18 protein-coding genes, 1 tRNA gene and 1 pseudogene are annotated in these 17962 nt (G+C 71.9%); 11 read left to right on the top strand and 9 right to left on the bottom strand.

The window, feature by feature from the left end; genetic code table 11:
• Nucleotides 1–48 precede the first annotated feature (48 nt).
• Nucleotides 49–525: an Hsp20/alpha crystallin family protein gene (locus ACFQE5_RS05985; RefSeq protein ID WP_379583664.1), complete on the top strand. Its 477-nt coding sequence runs from the start codon at nt 49–51 to the stop codon at nt 523–525.
• 80 nt (nt 526–605) lie between these two features.
• Nucleotides 606–875, top strand: a complete 270-nt coding sequence (locus tag ACFQE5_RS05980; protein WP_379583662.1) for a DUF1876 domain-containing protein — start codon at nt 606–608, stop codon at nt 873–875.
• Nucleotides 876–930: 55 nt separating this feature from the next.
• On the opposite strand, the gene ACFQE5_RS05975 is transcribed toward ACFQE5_RS05980, so the two are convergent.
• Both ACFQE5_RS05975 and ACFQE5_RS05970 read right to left on the bottom strand, forming a co-directional pair.
• Nucleotides 931–2043 carry a CapA family protein gene (locus ACFQE5_RS05975; RefSeq protein ID WP_379583660.1) on the bottom strand — a complete coding sequence of 371 codons (1113 nt, stop codon included), beginning with the start codon at nt 2041–2043 and terminating at the stop codon, nt 931–933.
• Nucleotides 2043–3386: a phosphoribosyltransferase family protein gene (locus tag ACFQE5_RS05970; protein WP_379583658.1), complete on the bottom strand. Its 1344-nt coding sequence runs from the start codon at nt 3384–3386 to the stop codon at nt 2043–2045. Before ACFQE5_RS05970 ends, ACFQE5_RS05975 begins: the two co-directional genes overlap by 1 nt.
• Before the next feature lie 151 nt (nt 3387–3537).
• Here ACFQE5_RS05970 and ACFQE5_RS05965 point away from each other — a divergent pair, with 151 nt between their 5' ends.
• The gene (locus ACFQE5_RS05965; RefSeq protein WP_379583656.1) at nt 3538–4017 is read left to right on the top strand and encodes a hypothetical protein; all 480 of its coding nucleotides are present in this window, start codon (nt 3538–3540) and stop codon (nt 4015–4017) included.
• A gap of 95 nt (nt 4018–4112) precedes the next feature.
• Here the strand turns inward: ACFQE5_RS05965 and ACFQE5_RS05960 are convergent, their stop codons facing one another.
• Nucleotides 4113–5252 carry a cytochrome P450 gene (locus tag ACFQE5_RS05960; protein ID WP_379583654.1) on the bottom strand — a complete coding sequence of 380 codons (1140 nt, stop codon included), beginning with the start codon at nt 5250–5252 and terminating at the stop codon, nt 4113–4115.
• Between the two features lie 157 nt (nt 5253–5409).
• Here ACFQE5_RS05960 and ACFQE5_RS05955 point away from each other — a divergent pair.
• Nucleotides 5410–5628 (top strand): annotated as a pseudogene (locus tag ACFQE5_RS05955) (MarR family winged helix-turn-helix transcriptional regulator); the annotation flags it as partial.
• A gap of 132 nt (nt 5629–5760) precedes the next feature.
• Here the strand turns inward: ACFQE5_RS05955 and ACFQE5_RS05950 are convergent.
• The 3 genes from ACFQE5_RS05950 to ACFQE5_RS05940 all read right to left on the bottom strand — a co-directional run bounded on the left by ACFQE5_RS05950 (nt 5761) and on the right by ACFQE5_RS05940 (nt 7010).
• On the bottom strand, nt 5761–6156 hold the full coding sequence (locus tag ACFQE5_RS05950; RefSeq protein WP_379583652.1) for a PEP-utilizing enzyme: 396 nt from the start codon (nt 6154–6156) through the stop codon (nt 5761–5763).
• Nucleotides 6077–6628, bottom strand: coding sequence for a GNAT family N-acetyltransferase (locus ACFQE5_RS05945; protein ID WP_379583650.1), 552 nt, complete (start codon nt 6626–6628; stop codon nt 6077–6079). Before ACFQE5_RS05945 ends, ACFQE5_RS05950 begins: the two co-directional genes overlap by 80 nt.
• 306 nt (nt 6629–6934) lie before the next feature.
• A tRNA-Thr gene (locus tag ACFQE5_RS05940) sits at nt 6935–7010 on the bottom strand.
• Nucleotides 7011–7378: 368 nt separating this feature from the next.
• Between ACFQE5_RS05940 and ACFQE5_RS05935 the strand changes: the two genes are divergently transcribed.
• From ACFQE5_RS05935 to otsB, 3 genes are read left to right on the top strand one after another with little or no spacing between them, the layout of a single operon-like run.
• Nucleotides 7379–8791, top strand: a complete 1413-nt coding sequence (locus ACFQE5_RS05935) for a threonine/serine exporter family protein (RefSeq protein WP_379583648.1) — start codon at nt 7379–7381, stop codon at nt 8789–8791.
• A 56-nt stretch (nt 8792–8847) separates the two neighbouring features.
• Nucleotides 8848–10275, top strand: a complete 1428-nt coding sequence (locus tag ACFQE5_RS05930) for an alpha,alpha-trehalose-phosphate synthase (UDP-forming) (RefSeq protein WP_379583646.1) — start codon at nt 8848–8850, stop codon at nt 10273–10275.
• On the top strand, nt 10268–11038 hold the full coding sequence (otsB, locus tag ACFQE5_RS05925) for a trehalose-phosphatase (protein ID WP_379583644.1): 771 nt from the start codon (nt 10268–10270) through the stop codon (nt 11036–11038). The genes ACFQE5_RS05930 and otsB overlap by 8 nt, the downstream gene beginning before the upstream one ends.
• A 12-nt stretch (nt 11039–11050) precedes the next feature.
• Here otsB and ACFQE5_RS05920 read toward each other — a convergent pair whose 3' ends face one another.
• On the bottom strand, nt 11051–12154 hold the full coding sequence (locus ACFQE5_RS05920; protein WP_379583642.1) for a LacI family DNA-binding transcriptional regulator: 1104 nt from the start codon (nt 12152–12154) through the stop codon (nt 11051–11053).
• A gap of 136 nt (nt 12155–12290) precedes the next feature.
• Between ACFQE5_RS05920 and ACFQE5_RS05915 the strand changes: the two genes are divergently transcribed.
• The 3 genes from ACFQE5_RS05915 to ACFQE5_RS05905 are packed head-to-tail and all read left to right on the top strand — an operon-like array spanning nt 12291 to nt 15013.
• Nucleotides 12291–13268 (top strand): metal ABC transporter solute-binding protein, Zn/Mn family, encoded by a 978-nt coding sequence (locus tag ACFQE5_RS05915; protein ID WP_379583640.1) that lies wholly within the window; start codon nt 12291–12293, stop codon nt 13266–13268.
• 34 nt (nt 13269–13302) lie between these two features.
• Nucleotides 13303–14175 (top strand): metal ABC transporter ATP-binding protein, encoded by an 873-nt coding sequence (locus ACFQE5_RS05910; protein WP_379583638.1) that lies wholly within the window; start codon nt 13303–13305, stop codon nt 14173–14175.
• The gene (locus tag ACFQE5_RS05905) at nt 14168–15013 is read left to right on the top strand and encodes a metal ABC transporter permease (protein WP_379583636.1); all 846 of its coding nucleotides are present in this window, start codon (nt 14168–14170) and stop codon (nt 15011–15013) included. Before ACFQE5_RS05910 ends, ACFQE5_RS05905 begins: the two co-directional genes overlap by 8 nt.
• Before the next feature lie 9 nt (nt 15014–15022).
• Here ACFQE5_RS05905 and rlmB read toward each other — a convergent pair whose 3' ends face one another.
• Both rlmB and cysS read right to left on the bottom strand, forming a co-directional pair.
• Nucleotides 15023–16000 carry a 23S rRNA (guanosine(2251)-2'-O)-methyltransferase RlmB gene (gene rlmB, locus ACFQE5_RS05900; protein ID WP_379583706.1) on the bottom strand — a complete coding sequence of 326 codons (978 nt, stop codon included), beginning with the start codon at nt 15998–16000 and terminating at the stop codon, nt 15023–15025.
• A 40-nt stretch (nt 16001–16040) separates the two neighbouring features.
• Complete coding sequence (gene cysS, locus ACFQE5_RS05895; protein WP_379583634.1) at nt 16041–17435, bottom strand: cysteine--tRNA ligase; 1395 nt, start codon at nt 17433–17435, stop codon at nt 16041–16043.
• A 95-nt stretch (nt 17436–17530) separates the two neighbouring features.
• On the opposite strand from cysS, the gene ACFQE5_RS05890 reads away from it, so the two are divergent.
• Nucleotides 17531–17959 carry a VOC family protein gene (locus ACFQE5_RS05890; protein WP_379583632.1) on the top strand — a complete coding sequence of 143 codons (429 nt, stop codon included), beginning with the start codon at nt 17531–17533 and terminating at the stop codon, nt 17957–17959.
• Nucleotides 17960–17962 lie beyond the last annotated feature (3 nt).

Genomic DNA, 17962 nt, shown 5'->3' with positions numbered 1-17962 from the left:
GTGGACAGGCACGGATATCGGCACACAACGGTGAGGAGGACAACGAGTATGAGCATGATGTCCCGTCGCGAGCGCGGCTCCGAACTCGCCCGCCGATTCAACTGGATGGACCGCGTCTTCGAGGAGTGGATGCGATCGCTGCCGATGCGCCGTCCGTTCGGGCTCGGCTGGGACTGGCCGGGCGAAGATCTCATCCGGGTCGACGAGTACCGCGACGGCAACACGCAGGTGATTCGCGCCGAGCTGCCCGGTATCGACCCGGACAAGGACGTCGAGATCACCGTCCGCGACGGTGTCCTGCGGATCAGGGCCGAACGACACTTCGAGGAGAAGACCGAGGAAACGGGATATCGCCGGCACGAGCTGCGCCACGGCGTGCTCAGTCGGACCCTGCCCCTGTCCGAAGGGGCTTCCGAGTCCGACATCACCGCCAGGTACAAGGACGGCATCCTCGAAATCCGGGTCCCGGTCGTGGAGCCCTCCGCCGGGGCGGAACCAACCAAGATCAAGATAACCAAGGCCTGAGCACGACCGTCGTGTCGGGCGGCCGGGCCGACCACCCGGCACGCGTGCGCCGGCCCCGCTCTTCGCAGAAGGAGCGCGACATGACCGTGGCAAAACGATGGACCGTCACCATCGACATCGACGAGCACGAGAACCGTACCCGGGCGGTCGCCCGATTGTTCGCCCGTGATTCCGACAAACTGGTCGGTGTCGGGTTGGCGAGGCTCAACCCGACCGACCGCAACGTGCCGGAGATCGGCGACGAGATCGCGGTGGCCCGAGCGTTGTCCGAGCTGAGCCACCACCTCCTGGACGTCGCCGCGGGCGACATCGAGCAGATCACCAGCGAGCCCGCTCACCTTCATCTCTGAAACGAACGCCGCTCGACGTCGCCGCCGTCGGCGGCGACGTCGTCGTCAACGGATGTCATGGTCGGTGCAGGACGAGCATGCCGTCGGCATCGAGCTCGACTCCGGAACCGAACTCGCGGCTGATGGCGTCCAGGACGCCGCGCAGCCACCTCCTGTCCTCGACCCCGGCCCGCCGTAGCCGCATCCGCCGGGCCTGCAGGGGCGCCATCCGGAGCCGGACCAGGACCCCGGTGTCCGGCTCGACGGCGGCGACGTAGAGCAGCCGCAGGTCGTCGCGGTAGTCCGCAAAGCCCCCGATGCCCTCGTAGTCGTCGATGAAGTCACCGCAGCCGTAGAGGATCAGCTTGTCGCGGTAGACCTCGATCGGGCGGGGATGGTGCGAGGAATGCCCGTGCACGAGGTCGACCCCGCCGTCGACCAACCGGTGGGCGAAACGGACCTGCTCCCGGGAGACGTCGTAACCCCAGTTGGATCCCCAGTGGATGGACACGACGGCGATATCGCGGGGCGTTCGGTGCTGCCGCACCCGCCCGAGCACCTGGTCAGCCGCGGCGTCGGAGAGCTCGCGCAGGAATGCCACGCCCGGCCGCCGCCCGACCGCCGACCAGCTCGCCGGGATGCCGCTGGACGCCGTTCCCATCGAGAACACCAGCACCCGCGCGCGGCCGTCGACCGGGACAGCAGCGGGCAGCCAGGCCTGCGTGGCGCCCTGCCCCGCCCCCGCCGACGTCAACCCGGCCCCGGCCAAGGCGTCCAGGGTGTCCGCCAGTCCGCGGCGGCCGAAGTCCAGAACGTGGTTGTTCGCCAGCGCGCAGACGTCGGGCCGGGCCAGCGCGAGGCAGGGGATGTTCGCCGGGTTCATCCGGTAGTGAATGCCCTTGCCCGGGGCGAACCGACGGCTGCGGGTGATGCCGGTTTCGAGATTGATCACGCGCACGTCGGGGGCGATCCCGTCGAGCATCCCGATCGCGTCCCCCCACGGCCATGCGAAGGGAACCGGGCGTGGAATGGGACCATTCGCCGATTCAGCCAGGTCGACATAGCAGCGCGCGTCCGTCACGTAGCGCTCCCGCACCGCGGGCCGGCCCGGATGCGGCAGGATCTGGTCCACCCCGCGGCCGAGCATCACGTCGCCGCACAGAACGACGGTGATCGGTTCGCCGGGCATCAGCTGCCTCGACCGCCGGGATGCGGTACCGCGCCGACGTGGTCGATGAACCAGTCCCGGGCCAGTGCCGCAACCTGTTCGAGCGCCCCGGCCTGTTCGAACAGATGCGTTGCACCGGGGACGACGGCGAGCCGGTTCGCGCAGCGCAATCTGGCCTGCGCCTGCCGATTCAGATCGAGGACGATCTCGTCGCGGCCGCCGACGATGAGCAGGGTCGGAACACGGATGTCGCCCAGCCGCGGGGCGGCCAGGTCGGGCCTGCCGCCGCGGGACACGACCGCGGCGATCTCGGCGTCCGGTGCGGCGGCGGCCCACAGCGCCGCCGCCGCACCGGTGCTGGCACCGAAGTAGCAGGCAGGCAGGTCGCGGCACTCCGGCTCACGGCGCGCCCACTCCGTGATCTCGGCCAGCCGTCCCGCCAGCAGCTCGACGTCGAACACGACGGCGCGGCTCGTCTCCTCGCGCTCGGTCAGCAGATCGACCAGCAGCGTCGCGAGGCCCGCACCCTGCAGGACGCGCGCGACGTACCGGTTGCGGGGGCTGTGCCTGCTGCTGCCGCTGCCGTGCGCGAACACGACGATTCCCCGGCTGTCCACCGGTACGACGAGCTGCCCCGGCAGCCGCACGGTGCCCACACCCATCTCGATCTCGTCGTCGCGCAGCGGCGGATCGTCGTCGTCGGTCGGGGCGGCGCGCGGTGCCTGGACGCCCCGTTCGGAGCGTTGCAGCAGCGCGATGACCTCGTGGTCGGACGTCTGCCCGAAACGTTCGTAGAACTGGCCGACGGCGCCGAACCGGGCGGGGGTTTCGAGACACACCAGCTCGTCGACCTCGTCGCGGAGCCGAGCGGCACTTTCCCTGGCGCACACCGGCACCGCCAGTACGACGCGCGCCGCGCCCCTGGCCTTGACCACCTGGCACGCGGCGGCGGCGGTCGAGCCGGTGGCGATCCCGTCATCGACGACGATCACGCTCCGGCCGGCCAGTCCCAGCCCGGGCCGGTCACCGCGGAACCGCCGGGCGCGCCGGTCGAGCTCCGCCCGCTCCCGTTGCTCGACCTCGGCGAGTTCGGCGTCGCTGATGTGCGCCGTTCGCAGCACGCGTTCGTTGCGCACCAGCACCTCGCCCTCGCCGATGGCGCCCATCGCGAGCTCGGGCTGGAACGGAACCCCCAGCTTGCGCACCACGATCACGTCGAGCGGGGCCTGCAACCCCTGCGCGACCTGGAACGCCACGGGCACCCCGCCCCGGGGAAGGCCGAGCACCACGACGTTCTCCCCGCGCCACCGCCGCAGCTTCTTGGCGAGCCGCTCGCCTGCATCCACCCGGTCGGTGAACGGCATTGGGTACCTCCTCGGGCTCGTACCGCCGATACTCGGCACACCGCGCCCGCCTCGGCAGGGGATCGTGGACCCACCCCGTCGGATCGCGGGCGGCACCCCTCGTCGACGCGTAGCCTCGATGACCCGTCCTTGGTGGAAAGAGGTCAGGAGGATGACCAAGCAGGATATGACATCTCGGGAGACGTGGAGCGCCACGGAATGGCTACGCCGGGCCGCCGAGGCGCTGCGGCGGATTCCGGACGACGGGCCACCACACCGGCGCGAACCGGACGTCTGCGGCGATGCGGGACGTGCCACCGTTCTGGATGAGATGCCGAGGCGCACCGTGTTCCCCGCAGGGCGACCGCTCTCGACGGGTGATCCGATGTCCGCCGGGTTGCGGGACCCGATGAGACAGTTCGAGGACGCGGCGCGGGCAGCGCGTCCCCCTGTGCCGGCATTCGCCGGGTGGGTCCCGATCGTGAGCCCGGTGCTCGCCGAACCCCTCGCCGCCATGCTCGACTCGCTGGCGGAAGGCGCCGAGCGGACGATTCGGGCGGGCGGGTCGGTCACCGAGGACCCGTACCGGTCCGCGGTCGACGTCGCCAGGCTCATCGTGGAGGCCAGCACCGTCACCACCGCCACGGACTGACCTCGACGAAGGTCATTCGGACACCGTCGGCCACGGCGACCACGCCCTCGACACGTTCGGTGAGCCGGGCGGTCAGCCTCGCCGCGCCCCTGGGTTCACCAGGTGACGGGCAGCGCGGCGAGACCGCCGGTGAGCGACTCGTTGCGGGGCTGCAGATCCGCCGGCGGTACGGCGAGGCGGAGGGTGGGGAAACGATCGAGCAGGGCGGCGAACAGCACCCGAAGCTCCAGGCGCGCCAGCGGTGCGCCAATGCAGAAATGGGGGCCGTGCCCGAACGTCAGATGCGGGTTCGGATGGCGGGTCACGTCGAAGCCGCCGCTGTCCCCCACCAGGCGCGGACTGTCGTTGGCCTCTTGCAGACCGAGTAGCACCAGCTCACCCGCCGGGATCGTCGTGCCCCCGATCTCGACGTCGGCGTTCGTCCAGCGCGCCAGGCCGGTGGTACCGGACGCGCGCACCGGAACCGGATCCGGCAACGCGGCGCGCAGGATCTCCTCCACCGCGGCTTCTCCGAGATCGGGGTTGCGGCGCAACGCATCCCGCTGCTGCGGGTGGGTCGCGAGCAGCACCACGCCGGTGTCGATCGCGGCGACCGTGGTCTCGTGCCCGGCGAACAGCAGACCCGCGCCGAGCTGAGCGACGTCGTCGAGGCCGAAGGCGTCCGGATCGGCCCGGTGCGCGGCTACGAGAGCCGAGAGCACGTCGTCGCCAGGGTCGTCGAGCTTCACGGCGACCAGGCCGGAGACGTACTGCCACAGGGCGCCGAGCCCGCGTAACGACCGCTCCTGGTCCTCCATGTCGGCGGCCTCGTCCGACCAGCGCCGGAAGTCCTCGCGGTCGGTGTAGGGGACGCCGAGCAGCTCACAGATCACCAGCGCCGGCAGCGGGAACGACACCACCTCGTGGAAGTCCACCGGCCGGATGCCTGCCGCCAGCTCGTCCAGCAGCCCGTCGACCAGCTGCTGCACCCGCGGGCGCAGCGCCGCCAGCCTGCGCGCGGAGAACCACGGTGACAGCAACCTGCGCATTCGCGCGTGGTCGGCGACCTCGGTCGGAGACGCCGGCTCCGGACGCCCGAAGATCACCGACTTCGAGTAGTGGGACGCGTTCGCCGGGTCGGCATGCGTCCGGCCGAGCCGTCGGTCCGCCAAGAGGCTGCGCACCGTGTCGTAGTTCGAGACATACCAGGCCGGATCACCGGCGGGCGTCGTGGTTCTCCGCACCGTCTCGTTCATGGTCGTCCTTCCGTCGAAGCCAACCAGGACCATACACATGATGTATCTAATACACTAATGGGCTGATCTATGATGTAGTAATCTCTTTTTCGTGCCGGTTGACCCCCTCGTCGCCCTCGACAAGGCCTTCGAGTTGGCAGCGCGCATCGGCGAGGGCATGCAGGCGGCCCTGGCTGAGCGCGGACTCACCCCGGGCCGTGCCGAGGTGCTGCTGGTGCTGCACGAGCACGGACGGCCGATGGTCCAACGCGCGCTCGCCGCGGCCCTGCGGTGCACGCCGCGGCACGTCACCGCGCTCGTCGACGTCCTCGAGGAGCAGGACTGGGTGCGGCGCGGGCCGCACCCCACAGATCGGCGCGCCACCCTGGTCGCCCTCACCGAGCGCGGCAGGGACACCGCGGGGTGGATGGCCACGGCCCGCCGCGAGAGCGCCCACACCCTGCTGGGCGACCTTCCTCCGGCCGACCTCGCGGGCTTCGTCGCCGTCGCCGACCGGCTACTGAACAGCTCAGCGCCCGGTGGCGGGGGTGACGATCCCGGTGGTGCCGTCGACGGTGATCATGTCTCCGGCGCGGAGCCTGGCGGTGGCATCGCCCGTGCCGACGACGGCGGGGATGCCGTACTCGCGGGCGACCAGTGAGGCGTGGGCCGCGAGGGTGCCGCCGTCGGTGACCACCGCGGCGGCCCGCGCGAACAGCGATGTCCACGCCGGCGCCGTGGCCTTGGCGGCCAGAATCTCGTCGGGTCCGAACGCGGCGGAGTCGACCGGCCCGTGGACCAGGCGGACCCGGCCGGCGGCGCGGCCCGCGCCGGTGGCCGGCGAGTCAGGCTTCGATGTCGCCCCGGTCGATCCGGTAGATGTAGTGCAGCGGCGAGTCCGCGGGGTTGTCCGGCTCCAGGTCACCCACGGCGACGCGACGCAGCCCGGCGCGTTCCAGCGCCCGCCAGGAGGCGGTGTTGGCGGCGACCACGGCGACGATGATCGTGGCGGCGTCGGGATAGGCCTCCCAGGTCTCGGCGACGGCGGCGCGGATCATCTCGGTGCCGATCCCGCGACCGGTCCGCTCCGGGTCACCGATGAGGTAGTCGATGGTGACGGCCCCGGCGGGCACCGTCGTGATCGCGGCGAGCCCGGCGAACTCCTCGGGATAGTCGGCGATGCGGGACCGCTGGAGCAGGCCGATCGGCTCGCCATCGCGGTGGACGATCAGGTCCTCGCACGGCTCCGTGCCGTCGACACCGCCGCCGAAGTCGTGTTCGACGGCCTCGGGCGTGCTCTGGTGGTACCACCAGCGGTGGACGTGCGGTTGCGCGAGCCAGCCCGCGAGCAGGGGGAAGTCCGCCCGGCTGAGGCGACGGAAACGGTAGGTGGTCACCGCCTGGCCGCCCGGCGACGGAGCGCGCCGAAGGGGACGACGAGGCACACGGCCGGATCAGCCGCTCCCGTACCGCGAAGCACCGCAACGCCTCCATGCGGCTCGTCCAGTGGCCCGGCGTCCGAACCGGCTCCCCTCATGGTGGGCCACAGCCGGATTCTGCCCGCTCATGGCGGATCGGAGAGCCGTCCATCCGGGCCCGGATGAACGTCCATGATCGACGAGAACGGGACATGGGACGCATGGGTGCGGCGCATGTCCCGCTTTCGACGATCACCGGGGGCGAGCCGGTGCCCATGGGGCTTGTGGAGCCGGTGGTCGGACTCGAACCGACGACCTACCGCTTACAAGGCGGTTGCTCTACCAACTGAGCTACACCGGCGAGGCGTACCCCGCCTGCACTTCGCGAGGTCTGAGGCCGAACGACCCGGCAGCGGCCACCGTCCGATGCTCGGCCTCGGAGATCGAGGTACATAGTGGCATGAGGGTCCGGGCTCGACAGCATCGGACCGGGATCCGGGGCCTCCCGGATCCCCGATCGACGCCGAACCGATGATCGGCGTTTGGGAGCCGGGAGCCGCGAACTTCGCGGCTGCGGCGGCCGCAACGTCGATCAAGGGTGGCCGAGTCGCGATGGCCCTGGTGTACGGCCCGGCAGCGCGCAGGGCCCGGCGGCGTCTCTACCCTGGCGGGCATGGCTTCCTCGATCATCGACCGGCCCGGTCGTAGGCCGCACCGCACGGGCTGAGAGTGGTCGCCGGAGACGCCCCCGCCGACCGGTTCACCCGGCGGCTGCGCGGCGCGTTGCGCCGCGACGCCCGGCGGCTGCTCGCCGCGGGACCGTCGACCGTCCCGATGCTCAGCGTCGGCCCCGAGGTCCCCGACGACGCCCGGGTCCAGGAGGTCCTCGACCTGTGCATGCGCATCGGCGAGGTCTTGCTGTCCAGCGGTGAGAGCGTCGACGAGGTCACCACGACGATGCTGCGGCTCGCCGCGGCCTGCGGGCTCTCGGCGGTGGCCGTGGACATCACGTTCACCTCGGTCACGATGTGCTGCCACCGCGGCATGGCCGCCCCGCCGGTCACGTCCATGCGGCTGGTGCGTCACCGCTCGCTCGACCTCACCCGGCTCGCCGCCGCCCTCCGGATCGTCGCCGGGGTCGAGGCGGGCCGGCTCGATGCGCGCGGCGCGGCCCAGGAGCTCTCCGCGGTCACCGAGGCACGGCACCCCTACCCGCGCTGGGTTGCAACGGTCGGCTGGGCGGGCCTGGCGGCGTCCGTCGCCGTGCTGCTGGGCGGCGGCGCACTCACCGCGCTCATCGCGTTCGTCGTCACCGCCGTCATCGACCGGACCGGGCGGCTGCTGAACCGGTGGGGCCTGCCCCCGTTCTTCCGCCAGGTCGTCGGCGGCCTGCTGGCCACGCTCGCGACGGTCGGGCTGCTGGTCGCCGGGGCCTTCCCGGCGGGCACCGGTCCGTCGCTGGTCATCGCGGCCGGAATCACGGTGCTGCTGTCCGGGCTGTCGGTCGTCGGCACCGTCCAGGACGCCGTCTCCGGCTTCTACGTCACCTCGGCGGGCCGGGCCGCCGAGATCGCGGTGCTGTCCGCGGGCCTGCTGACCGGTGTGGTCATCGGTCTGAAGCTGGGCCTGCAGGTCGGCGTGACGCTCGAGGTGGCAGGTGCCATCCGGGTCAGTGCCGGGTGGTTCACCGCGTCGCTGATCTCGGGGGCCGTCGCGGCGGCTGCCTTCGCGCTCGCCGGGTACGCGCCGCTGCGCATGCTGCCGGTCGCCGGCCTCACGGGCGCCGCGGGCTGGGGCGCGTACGGCGCGCTGACCCAGCTCGCCGGCTTCGGCCCGGTGGCCGCGACGGGCGTCGCGGCGGTCGGGATCGGGGTCATCGCAGGGCTGCTGCACCGCCACCTGCGGATACCGACAGTGATGGTGACGCTCGCCGGGATCACCCCGCTGCTGCCCGGGCTCACCGCCTATCGCGGCTTCTACCAGTTGGCGGTGCAGGGCCTTGCCGAGGGGCTCGTCACGGTCACCCTCGCGATGGCCATCGGGCTGGCGCTGGCCGCGGGGGTCGCCCTGGGCGAGTTCATGACCCAGCCACGGACCCGGTCCACCGCTGCGGAACCGACGCCGGACGGTGATCGGCAGTAGGCTCACTCGTTGGATCCGTGGCCCCGGTGACCAAGGCCGCGGCGCGAGGAGGATTCGTGGCTCTGCCAGGCGCCGATTTCGTTGTGGTGGCTAACCGGCTTCCGGTCGACCTGGAGAAACTGCCCGACGGCGACCAGCGGTGGAAACGCAGTCCGGGTGGGCTGGTGACCGCACTCGAGCCGATGTTGCGCAGCCGCGACGGCGCCTGGGTGGGCTGGCCGGGAACGCCGGACGTCGACGTCGCACCGCTCGTCGAGGACGGCCTGCAACTGCACCCGGTCCGGCTCTCCGCCCAGGAGGTCGAGGAGTACTACGAGGGCTTCTCCAACGGCACGCTCTGGCCGCTCTACCACGACGTCGTCGCACCGCCCGCGTTCCACCGGCACTGGTGGCAGGCCTACGTCCGAGTCAACCAGCGCTTTGCCAGAGCGACGGCCGAGGTGGCCGCCGAGGGCGCCACGATCTGGGTGCAGGACTACCAGCTGCAGCTGCTGCCGGCTGCGCTGCGCACGCTGCGGCCGGACCTGCGGATCGGGTTCTTCCTGCACATCCCGTTTCCGCCGACCGAGCTGTTCATGCAGCTCCCGTGGCGCCGCGCGATCGTCGAGGGTCTGCTCGGCGCCGACCTCGTCGGCTTCCACACCCCCGGCGGCGCACGGAACTTCCGCTGGCTGGCGACCAACCTCGCGCAGGCCACACCGGGGCGCAGCCGCAACGAGATCATGGTCGACGATCGCCCCGTGCGCTTCGGCGCCTTCCCGATCTCCATCGACTCCGCCGCGCTCGACCGGCTCGCGCGCAGCGAGGCCGTGCAGAAGCGCGCCGCCCAGATCCGCGCCGACCTCGGCGAGCCGAAGAAGATCATCTTGGGGGTCGACCGGCTGGACTACACCAAAGGCATCGACGTGCGGCTGCTCGCGTTCCACGAGCTGCTCGCCGAGGGTCGGGTCAGCGCCGACGACACCGTGATGATCCAGCTCGCCACCCCCAGCCGCGAGCGGGTGGAGCACTACCAGCGGATGCGCGACGACATCGAGCTCGCGGTCGGGCGTATCAACGGCGAGTTCGCGAGGGTCGGGCATCCGGCCGTGCACTACCTCCACCAGTCGCTGCCGCGCGAGGACCTTGTCGCGTTCTTCGTGGCCGCCGACGTGATGCTTGTCACACCTTTACGGGACGGGATGAACCTCGTCGCCAAGGAGTACGTCGCCTGTCGGCACGATTTCGGCGGCGCTCTCGTGCTCTCCGAGTTCGCCGGCGCGGCCGCCGAGCTCACCCAGGCATTCCTGGTCAACCCACACGACACCGACGGCGTCAAGAACGCTCTCCACGCGGCGCTCACCGCTCCGGTCGCCGACCTGCGCAGGCGGATGCGGGCGATGCGCCGCCAGGTCCTCACCAACGACGTCGACCGCTGGGCCCGGTCGTTCCTGTCCGCACTCGGCATGCCCGATGTTCCGACCGCGGAGGCCGGTGATGACTGAGCGCAGGCCGGCCCCGGACCTCGACGCCGCCCTGCAGACGCTCGCCGCCACGCCCGAACTGCTCGTCGCGCTCGACTTCGACGGCGTGCTCGCCCCGATCGTCAGCCGGCCCTCAGCCGCCCGGCCGCTGCCCGAGAGCGCTCGCGCCGTCCAGGGGCTTGCCGCGCTGCCGCACACCACGGTGGTGCTCGTCTCCGGGCGCGGACTCGCCGACCTGGCCGCCGTCTCGGGGCTCGCCGCACCCGTGCAGATGGTCGGCAGCCACGGCGGCGAGTTCTCCGACAACCCCGGCGGGTTTCTCGACGACGACCAGAAGCGGCGGCGATCCGAGCTGATCGCGGAGCTTTCTCGGCTGGTGAACGGCGCCCCCGGCGTCGCGCTCGAGCACAAACCCGCCGGGGTCGCGGTGCACGTGCGCAACGCCGATCCCGCGACCGGGGCGCGCGTGCTCGACGCGGTGCGCGCCGGACCCGCCGCCCGGCCCGGCATCCATCCAACCGAGGGCAAGGCCGTCATCGACCTCGCCGTGGTGCAGGTGAGCAAGGGCGGCGCGCTCGACGTGTTGCGCGAGCGGAGCAACGCGGGCGCGGTCCTGTTCGTCGGCGACGACGTCACCGATGAGGCCGCGTTCGCACGGTTGCGCCCCGGCGATGTCGGGGTCAAGGTCGGCGACGGGCCGAGCCTGGCCCGGTACCGGGTGGCCGAGCCGCCGGACGTCGCGGTGCTGCTGCAGCGGCTGCGCCGGCTCCGGGCGCTGCGCTGAGCACCGCCCGGATCACCAGCCGGAGAAGAACCGATGCAGGGCGCGTGGCGCCTTGCTCGTCGTGCCCACCACCAGTTCGGTGGGCAGAATCACCTGACGCGGCTTGCTGCGGTCGCCGCGTTCGAGCAGTAGCTCCCCTGCGACCTGCCCCTTGTCCCGCACCGGCTGCCGGACGGTCGTGAGCCCGGCCCGCTCGGCCTCGGGGACCCCGTCGAAACCGGTGATCGTCAGCTCCTCGGGGACGCCGAGGCCGTGCTGGACGGCATAGCGCAATGCGCCGAGAGCGAGGATGTCGGAGGTGCACACCAGGGCCGTGATGTCCGGATGCGCAGCCAGCAGTTCGGCCGCGGCGGCGGCCCCGGCGTCGATCGTGTGCTCGAAACGTTCGTGCACCGGCACCTCGGCCCACGTCACCCCGACCTCGGCGAACCCGTCGCGCAACCCCGCCAGCCGGGTGCGCTGCACCGGATAGCTGGTCTGGGCCTGGCGAGCCTCGTCGGCGGGGCCGTCGTGTCGATGCGCCGTCAGCCGCATGCACAACACCCCGAACCGGCGGTGGCCCAACCCGGTGAGGTGCCGGGCCATGCCCAGCATCGCGGCACGGTCGTCGACCCCCACCCGGTCGACGCCCTCGACACCGATCGGCTGGTCGCAGACCACGGTGGGCACCGGCCGTTGCAGCACGGCGAGGAAATGCGGATCGTCCTCGCGGACGGAATAGACGACGAAGCCATCGACGCCGGCCTGGTGCACTGCGGTGACATCGGCGTGCTCGGGACTCACCGGGACCAGCAGCAGGCCCTGGCCGGCCTGTTCGCAGGCCAAGGCGAGTCCCTCGAGGAAACCAGTGGCGACCGGGTCCCGGAACGCGTAGGACAGGGCCTCGGTGAGCAGCAGCCCGACCGCACCGGCCCGGCGGGTGCGCAGCGAGCGCGCCACCGGATCGGGACCGGGATAACCCAGCCTCCGCGCCGCCTCGAGCACCCTGGCGCGCAGCGGGGCGGAGAGCTGGTCGGGCCGGTTGTAGGCGTTGGACACGGTGGTTCTGGACACGCCGAGTTCCGCAGCGAGCGAGGCCAACGTTGCCGGCCTGCGGGTATGCGGAGCCCCAGACATTCCACGAACCTAACCGGGCGATCCGCGAGGCGAAAGGGCCCCCCGACCAACGCGCATCGTGACCGGAGACCCGATAGAGTTGCACAGATAATGGTTATCAATACAAACATGCGCATCCACTGATACAGGAGCTTCCATGTCCCTGCGCCTCCCGCGACGCCTCCGCGTCGGCACCGTGACGGCCGGTCTCGCTGCCCTCGCCCTGGCCCTGACCGCCTGCGGCTCCGGTGACGCCGGCACCGGCGGTGCCCCCGCGGCGGACGTGGGGACCGTCCGTGTCGTCGCCTCCACCAACGTCTACGGATCGATCGTCCGCGCGGTCGGCGGCAACCGGGTCACCGTCACCTCGATCATCGACGACCCGTCCGCCGATCCACATTCGCACGAGGCCACTCCCGCCGAGGCGGCGAGCGTCACACAGGCTCAGCTCGTCGTGCTCAACGGCGGCGGCTACGACGACTTCATGTCCAAGATCGTCAATTCCGCGGGCGGTCACCGCCCGGTCATCGACGCGGTCGAGGTGTCCGGACTCGAACCCGCGCTCGAGCCCGGGCATGACCACGCCGACGGACACGACCACGGCGAGTTCAACGAGCACGTCTGGTACAGCCTGCCCACCATGCAGACGGTCGCGAGCCGGATCGCCGGCGAGCTCGCCCGCCTCGACCCGGCGTCCGCCGCGGAGTTCACCGCCAACGCCGAGAGGTTCAACACGCAGGTCGGCGAGTTGCTCGAGCGCGCCACGGCGATCGGTACCAGCCACCCCGGCGCACGCGTCGCGGTCACCGAACCGGTGCCGGGCTGGCTGTTGCATGACGCCGGGCTCACCGATGCCACCCCCGAGGAGTTCGCGCACGCCGTCGAGACCGACACCGACCCGCCCGCCGCGGTGCTGCAGCAGACCCTCGCGTTGTTCACCGGCGACCCGGTACGCGCGCTGCTGCTCAACGCGCAGACCCAGACCCCGACGACCGACCAGGTCAAGCAGGCGGCGGTGCGCGCGGGTGTCCCCGTCGTCGAGGTGACCGAAACGCTGCCCGAGGGTACGACCGACTACCTCAGCTGGATGGGTGGGCAGATCGACGCGCTCTCACGTGCCGTCGATCGCTCCTGACGCGCACCGGGATGAGGTCGGCACCATGGGAATCGTGACCAGCCAGAGCGCCCCACCAGCCGATCTCCGGCCGGGGGCCGCCGCACCCGCGGTGTCGCTGCGCGGCGCCCGGCTCAGCTTCGGCGCGCGCACGCTGTGGCGCGATCTCGATCTCGATATCGCGCCCGGCGAGTTCGTCGCCGTGCTGGGACCCAACGGCTCGGGCAAGACGACGCTGGTCAAGGTGTTGCTCGGGATCCTGTCGCTGTCCGCGGGAGAGGTACGCATCGCGGGCCGCCCGCCGCGGCGGGGCAGCCCCGATATCGGCTACATCCCGCAGCAGAAGGCACTCGAACCGGACCTGCCGCTGCGCGGGCGCGATCTGGTCGGGCTCGGGCTCGACGGGCACCGGCTCGGCCTCGGCCTGCGCTCGCGCCGCAAGCGCCGGGAACGGGTCGACGCCGCCCTCGCCGCCGTCGGCGGCACCGGCTACGCCCAGGCCCCGATCGGCCGGCTCTCCGGCGGCGAGCAGCAGCGACTGCGGGTGGCGCAGGCGCTGGTCGGTGACCCCTCGGTGCTGCTGTGCGACGAGCCGCTGCTCTCGCTCGACCCGGCCCACCAGCACACCGTCACCCGGCTCATCGACGCACGGCGGCGCGCCGCGTCGACGGCGGTCCTGTTCGTCACCCACGAGATCAACCCCGTCCTCACGCTGGTGGATCGGGTGCTCTACCTCGTCGACGGCCGGTTCCGGATCGGCCGGACCGAGGAGGTGATGACCTCCGCCGTGCTCTCCGAGCTCTACCGGTCGGAGATCGACGTGCTTCGGGTGCGGGACCGGCTGGTCGTCGTGGGCGCCGACACCAGCTGCCATCCCGACCACGGCGACGCCGAGCCCATCGTTCACGAGGTGGTGCGCCATGACTGAGATCCTCGGCCGGATCTTCAGCTTCGACGGCACCCGCGAGCTGCTCGGGCTGCCGTTCGTGCACAACGCGCTGATCGCGTGCACGGTGCTCGGACTGGTGGCCGGAGCGCTCGCACCGCTGATCGTGGCCCGCGGGATGTCGTTCGCCGTCCACGGCACCGCCGAGCTCGCCTTCACCGGCGGCGCCGCCGCGCTGCTGGCCGGCGTCAGCGTCGGCGCGGGCGCGGTCGCGGGCGCGGTCGTTGCCGGGTTCGTCTTCGGGCTGCTGGGGCTGCGCCAGCGCGAACGCGACGCCGTGATCGGCGTCGTGCTCGCGTTCGGGCTCGGGCTCGGCGTATTGCTGCTCGCGCTCTACAGCGGCCGGGCCTCGAACAAGTTCGGGCTGCTGACCGGCTCGATCGTGTCGGTGGACTCGACGAACCTGGCCGTGCTCGGCGTGGTCGCAACGCTCGTCGTGCTGGTGCTGGCGATCCTCTACCGGCCGCTGCTGTTCGCCAGCACCGACCCCGACGTGGCCCTCGCCCGCGGGGTGCCGGTGCGACTGCTCTCGGTCGTCTTCGCGGTGCTCATCGGGCTGGCGACGGCGCTCGCAGTGCCGATCGTCGGCGCCATCCTGGTGCTGTCGGTGATGATCGCACCGGGTGCCGCCGCGGCCCAGGTGACGGCCAACCCGCTGACCGCCAGCGTGCTGGCGATCGCCATCGCGGAACTGGCGCTGCTCGGCGGCACGGTGCTGTCGCTGGCGCCGGGGCTGCCGGTGTCGGGCTACGTGGCCGCGATCGCGTTCGGCTGCTACGTCGTCTGCCGGATCATCGGCCGAACCCGCGTCCGCGCCTGAGCTTTCCGCTCAGGCGTTGCGGCGGCGGCGCGCGACCTCGGCGAGCACCACCCCGGTCGCCACCGCCGCATTGAGCGACTCCACCGGGCCCGCCATCGGGATCGAGACGGTGACATCACAGGTCTCGCGGACCAACCGGGACAGGCCCTTCCCCTCCGAGCCCACGACCAGCACCAGCGGGTCGGCGGCGAGATCGAACTCGTCGAGCGACACCGTGCCGTCAGCGGCCAGCCCGGCGATCATCAGTCCGGCCGAGGCGTACTCCCGCAGCGTGCGGGTCAGGTTCGTCGCGCGCGCCACCGGAACCCGGGCCGCGGTACCCGCGGAGGTGCGCCAGGCGACCGCGGTCATCCCCGCGGCGCGCCGCTGCGGGACGACCACGCCGTGTCCACCGAACGCCCCCACCGAGCGCACCACCGCACCCAGGTTGCGCGGATCGGTCACGCCGTCGAGCGCGGCGATGAGCGCGGATCGCCCCGACGCCGCCGCGGCCTCGAGCAGCTCGTCGGGATGGGCATAGCCGTACGGCGGCACCTGCAGCGCGAGGCCCTGGTGCAGTGCACCGCCCGCGATCCGGTCCAGGTCGCCCCGCGGCACCTCGAGGATCGAGATCCCGGCCTCGGCGGCAAGCTGCACTGCCTCGGCGATCCGCTCGTCGGCTGTGGTGCCGAGCGCGACGTGCAGCGCGGTCGCCGGCACCCCGGCGCGCAGGCATTCGACAACCGGGTTGCGGCCGAGCACGGTCTCCGGGGTGTCGCCGTCACCGGGGCGTCGGCGCGATCCGGCGGCCTTGGCACCCTCCTGCTGCTTGCGTGCAGCCTCCCGGGCGGCACGGCGGGCCGCCGGATGGCCGGGTCTCATCTCGGCCGGTGGGGTTGGGCCCTTGCCCCGCAGCGCCCGGCGGCGTTGCCCTCCCGAGCCGACGACCGGGCCCTTCTTGGTGCCTTCCTTGCGCAGGGCACCGCGCCGTTTGGAGTTGCCGGCCATATGTGCGTATCCCTCGCTCACTGCGGGATGAGAGTCGATGTCAGAGGTTCTTGAGGGACCAGGTCGGCCCGTCCGGGTTGTCCTCGACGAGGATGCCCGCCGCGATCAACCGGTCCCGCAGCTTGTCGGCCGTCGCGAAGTCGCGCGCCGCCCTGGCCTCCTGGCGCCGGACCAGAAGGTCCTCGACCAGCGCGGACAGCGCACTCAGCGCGGCCTCATCGGTGCGCTCGACGGTGGACCACCTGGGCGCGAGCGGGTCGAGCCCGAGCACCGCGGTCATCCCGCGGACGGCCGCCGCGGCGGCCACCGCGCCGCCGCGATCACCGGAGTCGAGCGCGGAGTTGCCCTCCCGGACCGCTCCGTGGACGACGGCCAGCGCGCCGGGGGTGCCCAGGTCGTCGTCCATCGCGGCGGCGAACTCGGCGGGCACCTCGGCGTCGGCCTCGGGCGCGCCCACCCGCTCGCGAACCCGGTGCACGAAGCCTTCGATGCGCCGGTACGCCGCGACGGCCTCGGTCAGCGCCGCGTCGGAGTACTCGATCGCCGACCGGTAGTGCGGGCCGACGAGGTAGTAGCGCAGCTCCACGCCGCGGACCCGGCCCAGCAACGCCTCGATGGACAGCGTGTTGCCCAGGGACTTGGACATCTTCTCGCCGCCCATGGTCACCCACGCGTTGTGCAGCCAGTAGCGGGCGAACCCGTCGCCCGCCGCATGCGACTGCGCCTGCTCGTTCTCGTGGTGCGGGAACACGAGGTCGAGCCCGCCGCCGTGGATGTCGAACTCCGGGCCGAGGTAGGTGGTCGCCATCGCCGAACACTCGAGATGCCAACCCGGTCTGCCCCGGCCCCACGGCGTCGCCCAGGACGGCTCGCCAGGCTTGGCCGCCTTCCACAGGGTGAAGTCGACCGGATCGCGCTTGGCCCCGGACTCGGCCTCACCCTGCGTGACATCGTCGACCTTCTGCCGCGACAGCGCCCCGTACTCGGGCAGCGTGCGCACCGCGAAGTAGACGTCACCGGCCGCCGGGTAGGCGTGGCCGCGGTCGATGAGCCGCTCGATCAGCTCGATCATCTGCGGCACATGCCCGGTGGCGCGCGGCTCGATGGACGGCGGTAGGCAGCCCAGCGCGTCGTAGGCGGCGGCGAACGCCCGTTCGTGGGTGGTGGCCCACTCCCACCACGGCCGGCCCGCCTCGGCCGCCTTGTGCAGAATCTTGTCGTCGATGTCGGTGACGTTGCGCACCAGCGTGACGTCGAACCCCCGGTGGGTGAACCAACGGCGGAGCACGTCGTAGTTGAGCCCGCTGCGAACGTGGCCGATATGGGGCAGACCCTGCACCGTCGCGCCACAGACGTACATCGACACAGTCGCATCCCGCAGCGGAACGAAGTCCCGCTGCTTTCTGGTTGCGGTGTCGAACAGGCGCAGGCTCACGCGTTCCAGAGTACGGACACCCTGGTCAGCCCGGTCCGTCGGCCCAGATCCGTTTCGTCCAAGACAGCCGGACCCCTCGGCGCGATGCTGGGTCCATGCCCGAGATTCGTTCGTTCCACCCCCGGCTCGTCGTCGAAGGGGGCGACGCCGCCCTGGACTTCTACACCGCCGCACTGGGCGCGGAGATCACCGAACGCTACACCGTGGACGGCCGGGTCGTGCATGCGATGCTCCAGGTCGGGCCGGTGCGGTTCGCCGTGAAGGACGCCGACGACGCCGACCCCGCCCCGGGCTCGGACGGCCCACCGGTGATCCTCACGCTCGAGGTCGACGACGCCGACGCGGTCGCCGAGCGGATGCTCGCGGCCGGTGCGCGGGTCGTGTTCCCGATCGCCGACCACGACTACGGCGACCGCGGCGGACGGCTGGCCGATCCGTTCGGCCACCACTGGATGATCGCCGCCCGCCGCCTCGACCTGACTCCGGATGAGATCCAGGCCCGGCTCGACGCGGTGACGCGGTAGCGG

Origin of the sequence: Pseudonocardia hispaniensis, assembly GCF_042658695.1 — a bacterium.
Classification (GTDB): Bacteria; Actinomycetota; Actinomycetes; order Mycobacteriales; family Pseudonocardiaceae; genus Pseudonocardia; species Pseudonocardia hispaniensis.
This window is presented reverse-complemented; position numbering and strand designations above follow the sequence as displayed.